Source organism: Aliiroseovarius subalbicans (assembly GCF_022678625.1).
Classification (GTDB): Bacteria; Pseudomonadota; Alphaproteobacteria; order Rhodobacterales; family Rhodobacteraceae; genus Aliiroseovarius_A; species Aliiroseovarius_A subalbicans.
Genome location: NZ_JALBYQ010000002.1, coordinates 323,490 through 338,305 on the forward strand (window position 1 = coordinate 323,490; position 14,816 = coordinate 338,305).

The 14,816-nt window shown below is 60.6% G+C and carries 10 protein-coding genes; 4 read left to right on the forward strand and 6 right to left on the reverse strand.

Going from position 1 to position 14,816, the window contains the following annotated elements:
• Positions 1-205: 205 nt before the first annotated feature.
• The 5 genes from MN188_RS09415 to MN188_RS09435 all read right to left on the reverse strand — a co-directional run bounded on the left by MN188_RS09415 (position 206) and on the right by MN188_RS09435 (position 3,898).
• Complete coding sequence (locus MN188_RS09415; RefSeq protein ID WP_242108444.1) at positions 206-1,171, reverse strand: calcium/sodium antiporter; 966 nt, start codon at positions 1,169-1,171, stop codon at positions 206-208.
• Between the two features lie 3 nt (positions 1,172-1,174).
• Positions 1,175-1,339: a hypothetical protein gene (locus MN188_RS09420; RefSeq protein ID WP_242108451.1), complete on the reverse strand. Its 165-nt coding sequence runs from the start codon at positions 1,337-1,339 to the stop codon at positions 1,175-1,177.
• 1 nt (position 1,340) lies between these two features.
• The gene (locus tag MN188_RS09425; RefSeq protein WP_242108453.1) at positions 1,341-2,138 is read right to left on the reverse strand and encodes a S49 family peptidase; all 798 of its coding nucleotides are present in this window, start codon (positions 2,136-2,138) and stop codon (positions 1,341-1,343) included.
• 75 nt (positions 2,139-2,213) lie between these two features.
• The gene (locus MN188_RS09430; protein WP_242108455.1) at positions 2,214-2,975 is read right to left on the reverse strand and encodes an ABC transporter permease; all 762 of its coding nucleotides are present in this window, start codon (positions 2,973-2,975) and stop codon (positions 2,214-2,216) included.
• Complete coding sequence (locus MN188_RS09435; RefSeq protein ID WP_242108457.1) at positions 2,972-3,898, reverse strand: ABC transporter ATP-binding protein; 927 nt, start codon at positions 3,896-3,898, stop codon at positions 2,972-2,974. The genes MN188_RS09430 and MN188_RS09435 overlap by 4 nt, the downstream gene beginning before the upstream one ends.
• A gap of 234 nt (positions 3,899-4,132) precedes the next feature.
• Between MN188_RS09435 and MN188_RS09440 the strand changes: the two genes are divergently transcribed.
• The 4 genes from MN188_RS09440 to MN188_RS09455 all read left to right on the forward strand — a co-directional run bounded on the left by MN188_RS09440 (position 4,133) and on the right by MN188_RS09455 (position 13,925).
• On the forward strand, positions 4,133-6,100 hold the full coding sequence (locus MN188_RS09440; RefSeq protein ID WP_242108460.1) for an elongation factor G: 1,968 nt from the start codon (positions 4,133-4,135) through the stop codon (positions 6,098-6,100).
• Between the two features lie 320 nt (positions 6,101-6,420).
• On the forward strand, positions 6,421-7,593 hold the full coding sequence (locus MN188_RS09445) for a M24 family metallopeptidase (RefSeq protein ID WP_242108462.1): 1,173 nt from the start codon (positions 6,421-6,423) through the stop codon (positions 7,591-7,593).
• A 273-nt stretch (positions 7,594-7,866) separates the two neighbouring features.
• A complete protein-coding gene (locus MN188_RS09450) occupies positions 7,867-10,659 on the forward strand; it encodes a bifunctional aconitate hydratase 2/2-methylisocitrate dehydratase (protein ID WP_242108463.1) in 2,793 nt (930 codons plus the stop codon).
• Positions 10,660-11,159: 500 nt separating this feature from the next.
• Complete coding sequence (locus MN188_RS09455) at positions 11,160-13,925, forward strand: Hint domain-containing protein (protein WP_242108472.1); 2,766 nt, start codon at positions 11,160-11,162, stop codon at positions 13,923-13,925.
• A 27-nt stretch (positions 13,926-13,952) separates the two neighbouring features.
• Here the strand turns inward: MN188_RS09455 and MN188_RS09460 are convergent, their stop codons facing one another.
• Complete coding sequence (locus MN188_RS09460) at positions 13,953-14,801, reverse strand: bile acid:sodium symporter family protein (protein ID WP_242108474.1); 849 nt, start codon at positions 14,799-14,801, stop codon at positions 13,953-13,955.
• Positions 14,802-14,816 lie beyond the last annotated feature (15 nt).

Here is a 14,816-nt window from a genome sequence, read left to right on the forward strand (position 1 = left end):
TTTTGCTCAGAAGGGATTTTTCGTTGTTTTTGGCTGGCTTCATTTATTTGCCTAATTTTTAGGCACATATCTAAGTCCTTGTTTTTCAACGAAAGAAATATGCACATTTCGTAAATGCATGAAAACATTACAAAAATCAGATGTTCAGTTCCCGACACATTCCTCCGGTGCACAAGTTGTCGCAGATCAGAGGCTTTTCAACGCGTCACGCGGCCAGAACGGCCAGGATGTACACGACATACAGCACCACCAGCACCGCACCCCAGACGCGCCCCATGTGCCATTTCAACAGAACGAAGGGCGCAAGCAGAAGTGACGCGCCGGCCATGACCCACAGGTCAAACTGCAAAATCCCCGACTCGACCGGGATAGGGCCAACGAAAGAGGCAATGCCGATGATCGCCAGCAGGTTGAACATGTTCGACCCGATCACGTTGCCCATCGCGACCTCGGCCTGATTGCGCATCGCGGCCATCACGGTGGTCGCAAGCTCGGGCAGTGACGTGCCCAGAGCGACCAGCGTCAGGCCGATCACCGTTTCCGACACGCCATAGTGGCGCGCAATGCTGGTCGAGGCATCGACCAGAAGGTCGGCGCCCAGCGGAAGGCCGATCAGGCCCAGCATCAGGAACAGGATGACCTTCCACCAGGGCATGTCGGGGTCAGCCCCTTCGACATCTTCGTCTTCTTCGGTCTCTTCTTCCAGCCCGGCGGCCACGGCACGGCGGTGATGGATCGCCTGGCGAAACGCCGACGACAGCATCAGGCCCAGGGCTGCCAGCAGCACGAGGCCCTGCACCCAGGTGATCACGCCGCCCATCGCCAGAACCATGAACAGAACAGTCGCCGCCATCATCTGGAAATAGGATTTTCGGGTGTCACATTCGCCCGTGGACAGGCCTGACAAGATCGCAGGCACACCCAGCACCAACAGGATATTGGCCGTGTTCGACCCCACGACGTTGCCCATCGCAAGGCCGGGCACATGGTCGTCGATCGCCTGAATCGCGATCAAAAGCTCGGGCGCCGAGGTGCCGAAGGCGACGATGGTCAGGGACACGATCAGGGCGGGCACGCCCAGGCGCAGCGACATGTTCACCGCGCCGCGCACCAGCGAGTCGCCGGCAAGCAGAAGGATCACAAGGCCCAGTGCGGCATAGATCAGGTCCAAGACTTAGCCCTTCTTCGAACAATCACACGGGGATTTCCCGATGCGATAGCGCCCGCAACGGGGGCATTTCATCGCGTCTACGCGATCCTTGCCGGGATACCGCAAGCGTCCGAACATGGCCAGCACCAGCATGCCGATCAGGAAGAGAAAGACGACCTTGATGACCATGTCACAGACCAAACCGGGCGAAGGCCGCGCGGTCCTCTAACGTGGCGAGGGTGTCGTCCATCAGGCGCATGCCAAAGCGTTGGAACACCGACCGGCGCGGGCCATAGACCCGGAACCGGACCTTGTCGCCATAGCGGTCCTTCATCGTCGGCACCAGGTGGCCGATCCGGTCCGCCAGACCCACATCGATGGCGCCCTGTCCGACCCAGATATCCCCGGTGAACAGGTCCTGACCTTCCGGCAGCTTCGCACCCCGGCGCGACGTGATTTGGCGGATGAAACTGGCGTGGATATCCTCCTGCAACGCCTTCAGACGTTTTACGTCCGCGGGTTTTTCCGGCTGGAACGGGTCCAGCATGCTTTTCGATTTCCCGGCGGTGTGGACCCGGCGTTCGACGCCCAGTTTCTCCATCGCGCCAGTAAAACCGAAGGACGATGAAATCACCCCAATCGAGCCAACGATCGAATTTTCGTCCACGATGATTTCGTCCGCTGCTGAGGCCAGCCAATAGCCGCCCGAGGCGGCCACGTCCTCGACGAAGGCAAACACCGGCACGTCCTTTTCCGCCGCCAGACGCCGGATGCGGCCAGCGATCAGGCTGGATTGCACCGGGCTGCCGCCGGGTGAGTTCACCACCAAGGCTATCGCGTCCGGTTTGCCCTTGCGGAAGGCGCGTTCGATCACCGGGCCAAGGGTGGCATCGTTCAACTGCCCCCGCGCACCGGTGGCGATGACGCCAGTCAGGCGCAGCACCGCGACGGTCGGGGTCGATTTCAAGAAAGGGATCCAGCGTTTCATGGGCAGAGAGATAGAGCCCCCCCGCCCCGGGAACAAGGGTGCGGGAACAATGAGTGTGGTCTTGTGATCATGACGTCAGGTCCTGATCTTGTAGCCGGTACGGAAAATCCAGCGGATCGCCAACAGGCAGGCCACGGTGAAGCCACCAATTGCCAGCAGCGACCAGCCCACTGCCACGTCTGCGGTACCGAAAAAGCTCCAGCGAAACCCGGACACCAGATAGACGACCGGATTGAACAGCGTGACGTTCTGCCAGAACGGTGGCAGCATGGTGATCGAATAGAAACTGCCCCCCAGGAACACCAGCGGCGTGATCACCAAAAGCGGGACCAGTTGCAGCTGTTCGAAATTGCCTGCCCAGATACCGATGATGAAGCCCAGCAGGGCGAAGCTGACGCAAGTCAGGACAAGAAACGCCAGCATCCAGACCGGGTGCGCGATCGAAATATCCACGAAGGCGAACGAGGTGGCCAGGATGATCAACCCGATCATGAACGCTTTGGTCGCCGCCGCGCCGACATATCCGATCACGATTTCATAGAAACTGACCGGGGCCGACAGAAGCTCATAGATCGAGCCGATGAATTTCGGGAAATAGATGCCGAACGACGCGTTGGTGATGCTTTGCGTGATCACCGTCAGCATGATCAGGCCCGGCACAATGAAGGCGCCATAGCTGACCCCGTCAACCTGGTCGATCCGCGACCCGATGGCGGCGCCGAAGACGATGAAATACAGCGATGTCGACAGCACCGGGGAAATGATGCTTTGCGCCAACGTTCGAAAGGTGCGCGCCATTTCAAAGACATAGATGGCGCGAATGGCATGCAGGTTCATTGGGCGTCCTCCTTCACGAGGTCGACAAAGATGTCTTCCAGTGACGACTGGGTGGTGTGCAGATCGCTCATGTGCAGCCCGGCCTTGGACAGGTCCGCCAGAAGCCGGGTGATGCCGGTGCTTTCGGCGCGGGTGTCATAGGTATAGGTCAGCCCCCCGTCGGCCGACAGCGCCAGCGGATAGGCGGCAAGCGCCTCTGGCACGGCGTCTAGCGGCGTATCCAGATCTATCCGCAGCTCCTTCTGTCCCATCCGGCGCATCAGGGCGTTCTTTTCCTCGACCAGCAGGATTTCACCCTTGTTGATCACTCCCACCCGGTCGGCGATGGCCTCGGCCTCTTCGATGTAATGCGTGGTCAGGATGATCGTCACGCCGGACTGGCGCAGGGTCTCGACGATCTCCCACATATCCTTGCGAAGCTCGACGTCCACACCAGCGGTGGGTTCGTCCAGGAACAACACGCGCGGCTCGTGGCTCAGCGCCTTGGCGATCAGAACCCGGCGCTTCATCCCGCCCGACAGGGTCATGATCTTGGCGCCCTTTTTGTCCCACAAGGACAGCTGGCGCAGGATTTTTTCGATGTACGCCGGATCACGCGGTTTGCCAAACAACCCACGTGAAAAGTTCACGGTGTTCAACACGGTCTCGAAGGGCTCCAGGCTGACTTCCTGCGGCACCAGACCAATCAAAGACCGCGCGGCGCGGTACTCTGCCTGGCTGTCTTGGCCGCCGATGGTGATGCGCCCGTCGCTGGGTGTTGTGATGCCACAGATGATCGAGATCAGCGTCGTCTTGCCTGCGCCATTGGGGCCTAGCAGGGCGAGGATTTCGCCCTCTTCGATCTCAAGGTCGACGCCCTTCAGCGCCTCAAACCCACCGTCATAAGTCTTGGTCAGACCCGATACTGTTACGATTGCCGCCATGGCACCCTCCCCTGTTCGCAAGGGCGCAAGGTAGCGCAAACAGCGCCAGCCGCAAGACCTGCCTGCCTCGGGATGACGGGGTGGGTGGTCGGGCGGCGCCACGGGGTAGGCATTCAAGCGCGCAGCATGAGGCAGATCAACGCAAAGGCGCGAATCCCGTTCTAGGTTGGGCGCAAATCCGGTTCGCCGCATGCAAGAGCTGCGCCCGAATCAGCCAGACAGAAAGGGACTTCCATGGCCACCTCAATCCCGCATAGCCCCCGCACCGCCCTGATTTGCGGGCCGTATCTTTCGGGTAAGACCTCGGTGTTCGAGGCGCTGCTGACCGAAGCAGGTGCATTGCAACCCCATGCGTCCGCTCAGTCCGCCTTCACCATCGCCGACCATTCGCCCGAAGCGTTGGCCCACGGCATGTCGACCGAAATGAACGTGGCAACCGCCGACTATCTTGAGGAAAGCTGGACCTTCATCGACGTGCCCGGCTCGGTTGAGCTGGGGCAAGAAATGCGCGATGCGATGGATGTGGCGGATATCGCCGTCGTCGTCGTGGACCCCGACCCGGCCAAAGCCGTGACCTTCGCCTCGCACCTCAAGGCGTTGGAAAACGCGGACATCCCGCACGTGATCTTCATCAACAAGTTCGACCGCTATGACAATTCCGCGCGCGAACTTATGGAAGCCTTCCAGGCGGTGTCCTCGAAACCGCTTCTGCTGCGTGAAATTCCGATCCACGAAGGTGGTCAGGTGACCGGCTATGTCGATCTGGTGTCCGAACGCGCCTTCCAATGGGAGGAAGGCAAACCCTCGACCCTGATCAAGCTGCCCGAAACCGTGCTGGACCGCGAGGCCGAAGCGCGCACCGAGATGCTGGAGGGGCTGGCCGATTTCGACGATGGCCTGCTTGAAAAGCTGTTGGAAGACGTGACGCCGTCGACCACCGAGGTCTATGACGACATGACCAAGGATCTTGCCGAGGACCTTGTGGTTCCGGTCTTCTTCGGCTCGGCCACCCAGCGTCACGGCATTCATCGCCTGATGAAATCGCTGCGCCATGATGCGCCGGACGTGACCCGCACCGCGGCCCGGATGGGCGTGTCGGGCGATAGCGCTCAGCTGAAGGTTCTGAAAACACTTCAGGCGGGCCATGCCGGCAAGATGTCGATCGCTCGGGTGATGAGCGGCACGCTCAAATCCGGCGACACGCTAAACGGCGAACGCCCGGCCGGGATCAACACGATCTTCGGCGGCAAGCTGACCCCAGTGAAAGAGGCAGGGGTGGGCGCCGTTGTCGGACTGACCAAGCTCGATAGCGTGCAGACCGGCGACTTGTTGACCCCCACCGGGCGCAGCGCCACCAAGTTGGCCCCGATCGCCCCGGCCTTTGCCCAGGCGATCAAGGCGACCCGCCGCGCGGACGACGTGAAGCTGGGCGACAACCTTCGAAAGCTCATGGACGAGGACCGGTCGCTGTCCGTCGCCTTCGACGCCGTGAACAGCGTGCAGGTTCTGGAAGGTCAGGGCGAAATGCACCTGAAACTGTGTCTTGAGCGGCTGGAGAACCGCACCGGGCTGAAGGTCGATGTCTCGCCCCCCGAAGTGGCGTACCGCGAAACGATCCGTAAACCGGCCGAGAAGCGCGTGCGCCACAAAAAGCAATCGGGTGGGCACGGAGAGTTTGGCGAGGTCGAGATCAAGATCGCGCCGGTCGCACGCGGCGCGGGGAACGCGTTCAACGAAACCATCCACGGCGGCGCTGTGCCGCGTCAGTATCTTTCCGCAGTCGAACACGGTGTGACCGACGCCTTGGAGAAAGGGCCGCTGGGCTACCCGGTGGTCGATGTCTCGGCCACGCTGACAGATGGCAAGCACCACTCGGTCGACAGTTCGGAAATGGCGTTCCGCAAAGCTGCCGGACAAGCCATGCGCGAGGCGTTGGCGGATGCGAAACCCGTGAAGCTGGAACCGATCAACGCGGTCAGCATCGCGGTGCCGGATCAGTTCATCGCCGGCGTGCAGAAGATCGTGATGGGCCGACGTGGTCAGATCCTGGGGATCGAGGCGCGCGACGGCTGGACCGGATGGGAACAGGTACAATGCCAGATCCCGGCGGCCGAAATGGGCGACCTGATCATGGAGCTGCGATCAGCCACGATGGGCGTCGGCAGCTTCACGTCGGAGTTCGACCACCTTCAGGACGTGTGACCTGATTGGCCCCTGCCTAACGGGCGGGGGCGGCTGCCCCCGGTTTGTCCATTAAGGGCAAACCAGTATGCTCGTGTGCTCTGACAGTCCCGCGCATGCCCGCCGACGTCGCATCGGTCTGAGCCTTCTGGCTCTGACCTGACGACTGGGACAGGCCTCGAACCAGGCGTCATCGTGGCCAATAGGGTCGAGCAACGCGCGTTAGCGCGCTTGCGGAAATTGCCGCGCGCGCTATCGTCAGACCGCCCGACCTCCCGCATCCCCCGGGGGGTGTATTCAGCAAAGCAGCACCTCTGCATCCGTCGTATCGGAGAACGATCATGAAGCATGAGCCTCCCAGCCGAGGGTTTGATGACGCGGAATTTGCCGCGCGCACCACGAGGGCCCAGGCCCTGATGGCATCATCTGACCTTGCCGGGATGCTGTTGATGAGCGAACCGGACGTGCGCTACTTCACCGGCTTTCACACGCTGTTCTGGCAAAGTCCGACGCGCCCCTGGTTCGTCTTCGTACCGGCCTCGGGCAAACCTATTGCGCTGATTCCGGAAATCGGGGCCGAATTGATGCGTCGCGGCTGGCTGGACGACATTCGCACCTGGAGCGCGCCAGCGCCCGAGGACGACGGGATCAGTTTACTGACTGAACTTCTGGCACCCTATGCCGCCAATGGCGCCCGGATTGGCGTGATGAAGGGCCACGAAACGCAGCTTCGTATGCCTTTGGCCGACTGGGAGCGACTTTTGACCAAACTGCCGGGGGTCGAAATAGTCGATGCGACCGGGATCGTGCAGGGGTTGCGTATGGTCAAGACACCAGCCGAGATCGAAAAGCTCGCCCATATCTGCACCATTGGCTCTGCTGCTTTCGCCGAGGTTCCCGCGCTGGTCCACGAGGGCATGCCGTTGGAGGAGGTCTTTCGCACCTTCCGGCGGGCTGCAATCGGGTTAGGTGCCGATGATGCGCCTTATCTGGTGGGGGCCGCCGATCAGGGCGGCTACGGCGATGTGATCTCTCCGCCAACGCGTCGCCCGTTGCGGGGGGGCGATGTTCTGATGCTTGATACCGGTTGCACTTGGGACGGCTATTTCTGCGATTTTGATCGCAACTGGGCCATCGGGTCGGCCGATGCCATGGCAAAACGCGCCTATGACGTGCTGTGGCGGGCAACCGAGGCAGGTTTGGCCGCAGCCCGACCCGGAAACACCTGCCGCGATCTTTTCAATGCCATGTCTGCGGTGATCGCCGAGATGGACGACAGCGGCGGCGATATCGGGCGTCTTGGGCACGGGCTGGGCATGCAGCTGACCGAACAGCCTTCGCACGCGGCTTATGACGAAACGGTGCTGCAGGAAAACATGGTGTTGACGCTTGAGCCGTCATTGTCTTACGGCGACGGGCGCATGATGGTGCACGAAGAAGACATAATCATCGGTGCGCAAGGCGCGCGCCTTTTGACAACACGTGCCACCCCCGACCTAATGGTGATCGGCTGAGGTATGGCGGAGATCTTGGCCATCCTAGCGCCCTGACCTGCTCAAATCGGCAAACTGACAGCCAAGGGCGCGGCACGGCCAATTCAGCGCTCTTTTGTTCACCGGGAAGCCGGCGACATTGGGCCACTTTGCGAACAATGCTGCGACCAGATGTCTTGCAACTCCCATCCGCATGGTATACTTCGGCATACAACGCATCCAGGCGTCGGCTGGCCAGACGATTCTGCGGCTCGGTGCCTGGATTTCCTCGAACACCTGAACGTTGGATCCATCATGAGCTTGTACACGGACTACCTGAATGAGATTGCCACTCGTAAAGAACAGGGGCTGAACCCCAAGCCCATTGATGATGGCGCGCTTGTCAAAGACCTGATCGCGCTGATCAAGGATACCGGAAACTCGCAGCGGGAAGAGGCCCTCAAGTTTTTCATCTATAACACTTTGCCCGGCACCACGAGCGCTGCGGGCGAAAAGGCCGGGTTCCTGAAAGAGATCATTCTTGGCACTGCTGCTGTGGCAGAAATCACACCGACCTTCGCGTTCGAGCTGCTGTCGCACATGAAAGGCGGCCCTTCGGTCGACGTGTTGCTGGACTTGGCCCTTGGGGACAACGTCGAGATTGCCAAGCAGGCTGCCGAAGTCCTGAAGACTCAAGTTTTCCTGTATGAGGCCGACACCGACCGGCTGGACGCCGCCTACAAGGCTGGCAACGTGATCGCCAAGGATGTGTTGGAAAGCTACGCCAAAGCCGAGTTCTTCACCAAGCTTCCCGAAGTGGACGAAGAGGTCAAGGTCGTGACCTATGTCGCCGCGGAAGGCGACATTTCGACCGACCTTCTGTCGCCGGGCAACCAGGCGCATTCGCGCTCGGACCGTGAATTGCACGGCAAATGCCTGATCTCGGAAAAGGCACAGCAGGAAATCGAGGCGCTGAAGCTGCAGCACCCGGACAAACGCGTCATGCTGATTGCGGAAAAGGGGACAATGGGCGTGGGCTCGTCGCGGATGTCGGGCGTGAACAACGTGGCTTTGTGGACCGGCAAACAGGCCAGCCCCTATGTGCCCTTCGTGAACATTGCCCCGGTTGTGGCCGGCACCAACGGCATCTCGCCGATCTTCCTGACCACCGTGGGCGTGACCGGCGGCATCGGTCTGGACCTGAAGAACTGGGTCAAGAAAGTGGACGCAGACGGCAATGCCATTCTGAACAATGATGGCAACCCGATCCTTGAGCAGAAATACTCGGTCGAGACCGGGACTGTCCTGTCCATCAACACCAAAACCCAGAAACTTTACAACGAAGCGGGTGATGAAGAGCTGGTTGATGTATCCTCGGCCTTCACGCCGCAGAAGATGGAATTCATGAAGGCTGGCGGATCTTACGCCATCGTCTTTGGCAAGAAGCTGCAAAGCTTTGCCGCCGAGGCGCTGGGCATCGAAGCCCCGTTGGTTTTCGCCCCGGCGAAAGAGATCACCGATGAGGGCCGCGGCCTGACGGCGGTTGAGAAGATCTTCAACCGCAACGCCCGCGGTGTGAACGCCAAGGGTGCGTTGCATGCCGGCTCTGACGTGCGTGTGCAGGTGAACATTGTCGGTTCGCAGGACACCACCGGCCTGATGACGTCGCAAGAGCTTGAAGCGATGGCCGCAACGGTCATCTCTCCGTCGGTTGATGGTGCGTATCAATCGGGCTGCCACACCGCATCGGTCTGGGACGCCAAGGCACAGGCAAACATTCCCAAGCTGATGGGCTTCATGAACAAGTTCGGCCTGATCACCGCGCGTGACCCCAAGGGCGAATACCACGCGATGACCGACGTGATCCACAAAGTGCTGAACGACATCACCGTGGACGACTGGGACATCACGATTGGCGGCGACAGCCACACCCGGATGTCCAAGGGCGTGGCCTTTGGCGCGGACAGCGGCACCGTGGCATTGGCGTTGGCGACCGGTGAAGCCACCATGCCGATCCCGGAATCGGTCAAGGTAACCTTCAAAGGCACGATGAAAGACCACATGGACTTCCGCGACGTGGTGCACGCCACCCAGTTGCAGATGCTGTCGCAGCACGGTGACAACGTGTTCCAGGGCCGTGTGATCGAAGTGCACATCGGCACGCTGCTGGCCGACCAGGCCTTCACCTTCACCGACTGGACCGCCGAGATGAAGGCGAAAGCCTCGATCTGCATCTCGAACGACGAGACGCTGATTGGCTCGCTGGAGCTGGCCAAGTCGCGCATCCGGATCATGATCGACAAGGGCATGGACAATGCGGCCCAGACCCTTCAGGGCCTGATCGACAAAGCCGACAAGCGGATTGCCGAGATCACGTCGGGTGAAAAGCCCGCCCTGACCCCGGACGACAACGCCACGTATTTCGCCGAGGTCGTGGTGGATCTGGACCAGATCGACGAACCGATGATCGCCGACCCCGACGTGAACAACGCCGATGTGTCCAAGCGCTATACCCACGACACCATCCGCCCCGTGTCCTTCTATGGTGGTGACAAGAAGGTGGACCTGGGTTTTGTCGGATCGTGCATGGTGCACAAGGGGGACATGAAAATCGTCGCCCAGATGCTCAAGAACATCGAACAGACGCAGGGCAAGGTGACGTTCAACGCGCCTCTGGTCGTTGCTGCCCCGACCTACAACATCATTGATGAGTTGAAGGAAGAAGGCGACTGGGAAATCCTGCAGAAGTATTCGGGTTTCGAATTCGACGACTTCGCACCGAAAAGTGCGGCGCGGACAGAGTATGAGAACATCCTCTATCTCGAACGCCCCGGCTGTAACCTTTGCATGGGCAACCAGGAAAAGGCCGCCAAGGGCGACACCGTTCTGGCCACGTCCACGCGCCTGTTCCAGGGCCGTGTTGTGGAAGACAGCGCCGAGAAGAAGGGGGAAAGCCTGCTGGCCTCGACCCCGGTTGTCGTCCTGTCCGCCATTCTTGGCCGGACGCCCAGCATGGACGAATACAAAGCCGCAGTTGATGGCATCAACCTGACAAAATTTGCCCCGCCGGTAGAAAAGCCGGCCGGCGCGCGCTCGGTCCACTTCTAAGACCAGCGCTGACAATATGAAGTTCTGGGCCACGTTTGGGCGCCCCCCACGTGGCCCAGTTCACCCCCATTAGGTGCGCGTTTTTTCATTGGTGCGCAGGTTGGGGCCAGAATGACACCCTTGCCTTGAGCACAGGACGGTCGCTGAAAACAGGTAACCCGACTTCGGTTCACCCCCCCCAAACGCTCCCAGATATCCATAAGCACAATGCACAACTTCTAGTGCAGCCAGCTCAGAATCCTCAACTCGAAGGTGAATTTATCTCATTTTTTCAGTAGTTTAAGAAAATTTGCCCTACATTTTCCACAATTCCGCCCCCTCCCCGACTGTTTCCGAAATCAATACAATCCTTGGTAACTAGTGGAAAAGTCGATGCGACAGTCGGGCATCAAAGGCAGGACGGAGTGGAAGGCGGGGCTAACCCGTTTGGAAGCGTTCCCCCCTTTTGACACCGCGCGTAGATCCCGCTGCAAAACGTGTAATGAGTTGTGGGGTCTGTCATGGCCATTCTTGACAATGCTATTTGGCTGACAGGCGCGGGCGGCACTGCCGTCAGTGGTACAACTGTCATCACCGACGGTGCCTTCAGCACCACCGTAACGGGTACCTTCACCGCGAACGCCTGGGACGACGACCAGAGCGGGTATGCCGTTTCTGAATTCGGTGCGTTCGGGGTCAGCTCGCCGATCACTGCGGACTACCAGTTCTCGCAGCCCGTCGAAAACCTGTCCTTCGACCTTCAGCATGTGAACTCATCCGGGTCGACCTATGACGACATGTTCACGATCTATGCCTATGATGAGAACGGCATCATACTGGATGCTGCGGACGTCATTGCAGGGCTGTCCGGGCTGGTTGATGAAACCGTTGTCACCAACCCGGACGGCTCGGTGTCGATCGAGGCGGACGGCGGTACCGCCAACGACGTGACCCTGTCGCTGCCGGGTCAGATTTCGCAGCTGTCGATCGTTCTGGAAAACGGCCCCGACGGCACGCAATCGGGCGGCACGGGCATTGGTGATCTGAGCTTCGATGTTCCTGCACCCGACAGCGACGGGGATGGCGTCGCGGATGATGTCGATGTGGATATCGACGGCGACGGCATCCTGAACGAAGATGAATATGGGACAACGACGCCCAGCACGATCACCGTCACATTCGATGGCGACCAGTGGTCGGGGTCGGAAAACACCTGGGAGCTTTACGACGCCAGCGGAACGCTGATCGCCAGTGGCAATCCGGGCGATTCAACCATCGAGATCACGGATACCGTCGTCCCCAACCTGGGCGAATATACGTTGCAGGTCTACGACACCTATGGCGACGGTATTTCGGGCGGCGAATTCGGGGAAGTCACGGTCGCCGTTGATGGGATTGAAGTCTACAATTCCGGTGGCAACCCAAATTTCGGCACCCTTCTGACGGGCACCTTCACGGTGGCCGAAACCATGTCACCCGTGGACAGTGATGGTGACGGGATCTTTGACCACCTGGACCTGGACAGCGACAACGACGGCATCACCGACAATATCGAGGCGCAAAGCACCGACGGCTATGTGGCGCCCACCGGTGTGGACAGTGACGGCGACGGGCTGGACGATGCCTATGAGACCGGCGGGCTGACCCCGGTCGATTCGGATGGCGACGGCACGGCAGACTACATCGACACCGACAGCGACAATGACGGCACCGACGATGTGGCCGAGGCCGGTCACGGCGTGGACCAGGCGACGATCGACGCTTCGGGCGACAGCGACGGTGACGGCATCATGGATGCGGTCGACGATGTGTTCGGTTGGGACGTGAACGACACCGACATCGACGCCCTGGGCGATTTCCTTTTGACCGATACGGACGGCGATACCGCCACCGATGGGTCTGGCGCGACGCCACTGGTCAATGACCTTGATTTCCGCGACAACCTGACCGCCGATTACATCGTCGAAGGCGGGGCGGGCAATGATGTGATCGACGGGTCCTATACCGGTGACCCGGATGGCGACCATATCGACAGCAACGACCATTCGGACGGATCGAATGACGATACGATCCTAGCCGACGGCGGCGATGATACGATCTGGGCCGGGCTTGGCGATGACACCGTGTCAGGTGGTGCGGGCGACGATACGATTTACGGCGGCGCTGGCAACGATGTGCTGGACGGCGACGGCGGCGACGACATCTTCGCGCTTCTTGACGGTTTCGGGTCCGACACGATCACCGGCGGCGAAACAGGTGAGATCGATGGCGACCTTTTGGACCTGTCCGGGCTGACGGTCGACACGACGATTGATCTGGCCAACAGCAATTCCGAAACCGGATCGGTCTCGGGCGGCGGATGGACCGCCGTGTTCAGCCAGATCGAGAAGATAACGCTGGGTTCTGGTCGCGATACGCTGACCCTGGCCGATGGGTCGGGCGATGACGTGGTGTCGGGCTTCGACCTGACGGATTCCGGTGACGGCACGACCAATGACCAGCTGGATGTCAGCAGCCTGACCGACGCCAACGGCGACCCGGTCAACGCCTGGGACGTGGTGGTCACTGACGACGGATTTGGCAACGCGCTGCTGAGTTTCCCCAACGGTGAATCGATCCTGCTGGAAGGCGTCGCAGCGGCCGCTGTGACCGGGACAACGGCGCTGAATTCGATCGGCGTGCCCTGTTTCACACCCGGCACGCTGATCCGCACACCGTGCGGTGAGGTGCCGATCGAGACGCTGAAACCCGGTGACACGGTGATGACCGCGGACAATGGCGCGCAAGAGCTCATGTGGATCGGCACCCGCACGCTGACCGCCAAAGAGCTGTTTGCCCAGCCGAACCTGAAACCTGTTCTCATCCCCGAAGGGGTCTGCGGCAACTACGCACCGCTTCTGGTGTCACCGCTGCATGGCATGATGCTTGACGCTGGCCAGACGGGTGAAGAGGCGCTGGCGCGGGCCAAGCACCTGGCCGAGGCGCCGGGCCCGGTGCGCATCGCCAAGGGTAAGAAGACGGTCACCTACATCCACCTGATGTTCGCCGAGCACCAGATCGTCTTTGCAAACGGTGCCGCGTCGGAAAGCTTCTATCCAGGCAAATGGGCGCTTGAGATGTTCCCGGTCGAAATCGTCAAGGGCCTGCAAACGCTGGTGCCTGGACTGGGTGTCAAGCCGGTGGAAGAGGCCTATGGCCCCACCGCGCGGAAATTCCTCAAGCGCAAAACCGTGCTCAACAATGTTGTTCTGCGGTCCAAGCCTCTGGCCATCAACCAAGCGGCTTGAATTCGTTCCAAGTGGTCATTGAGCAGTTTAGTCGGCGTGTGCACGATGGCGAGACAGGGCAATCTGCACGATCGCCGACACGTTCATGACCACCGCATAGATCAGCGCGGGAATCGACAAGGTCGGGTCACGAAGCAATGCACCGCCCACAAACAGGACCACGGCAACATTCTGCAGCGACGCCTCGACCATGATTGCGCGGCGCGCAGACATGGTAAGTTTAGCCATACGCGACACGCCCCAAGCCAGGGCCAGCGCTCCCAGGTTCAGGGCTATCACCGCCAGACCGACCGACCCGATATGGGCCAACATCGCGTCGCGGTTCTGGAGGAATGTCGAGATGACCATCGCGGCGAAGGCAAAGCGTGCAGCGGGCTCCAACCATCGCAACAGACCTCCGGACGCACGCGGCGCAACTGCCCGAACCGCCATACCAAGACCGGCCGGAAGGATCGCGATAACGCTCATTTTTGCGCTGATCGACAGCAGGTTCGCCCCATCAGGCAGGGCAACCAACCCAGTGAGGAGCAAAGCTACAGGGATCGTGACACTGGCCAGAAGCGTGGTGACCAGTGTCATGGCGGTTGACAGCGCCAGATCAGCCCGCGCCAGATGCGCGATATAGTTCGACGTCACCCCGCCCGGTGCAAGCGCCACCAAAAGCAATCCGGCCCGCATCTCGGGCGCCAGGTCGAGCAGCGCCCCCAGCGCCAAAGCCAACATGGGCAAGCCCAGCCATTGCACCGCCAGCCCCAGTCCCAACGCCTTAGGGCGGGCAAACGCGCGCAGAAATTGCTGCGGGGTCAAGCGCAAGCCGACCACGAACATCAGCAAGACCAACCCGAGGGGCAACACGCGGGCAAGGATTTCGGACATCGGTGTCTCCGGTCG

What these genes read in the sequence shown, in the direction of transcription:
- MN188_RS09450 (WP_242108463.1), top strand. Translation starts at nt 7,867, where the DNA reads ATGAGCTTGTACACGGACTACCTGAATGAGATTGCCACTCGTAAAGAA.
- MN188_RS09430 (WP_242108455.1), bottom strand. Translation starts at nt 2,975, where the DNA reads ATGAACCTGCATGCCATTCGCGCCATCTATGTCTTTGAAATGGCGCGC.
- MN188_RS09425 (WP_242108453.1), bottom strand. Translation starts at nt 2,138, where the DNA reads ATGAAACGCTGGATCCCTTTCTTGAAATCGACCCCGACCGTCGCGGTG.
- MN188_RS09455 (WP_242108472.1), top strand. Translation starts at nt 11,160, where the DNA reads ATGGCCATTCTTGACAATGCTATTTGGCTGACAGGCGCGGGCGGCACT.
- MN188_RS09445 (WP_242108462.1), top strand. Translation starts at nt 6,421, where the DNA reads ATGAAGCATGAGCCTCCCAGCCGAGGGTTTGATGACGCGGAATTTGCC.
- MN188_RS09420 (WP_242108451.1), bottom strand. Translation starts at nt 1,339, where the DNA reads ATGGTCATCAAGGTCGTCTTTCTCTTCCTGATCGGCATGCTGGTGCTG.
- MN188_RS09460 (WP_242108474.1), bottom strand. Translation starts at nt 14,801, where the DNA reads ATGTCCGAAATCCTTGCCCGCGTGTTGCCCCTCGGGTTGGTCTTGCTG.
- MN188_RS09440 (WP_242108460.1), top strand. Translation starts at nt 4,133, where the DNA reads ATGGCCACCTCAATCCCGCATAGCCCCCGCACCGCCCTGATTTGCGGG.
- MN188_RS09435 (WP_242108457.1), bottom strand. Translation starts at nt 3,898, where the DNA reads ATGGCGGCAATCGTAACAGTATCGGGTCTGACCAAGACTTATGACGGT.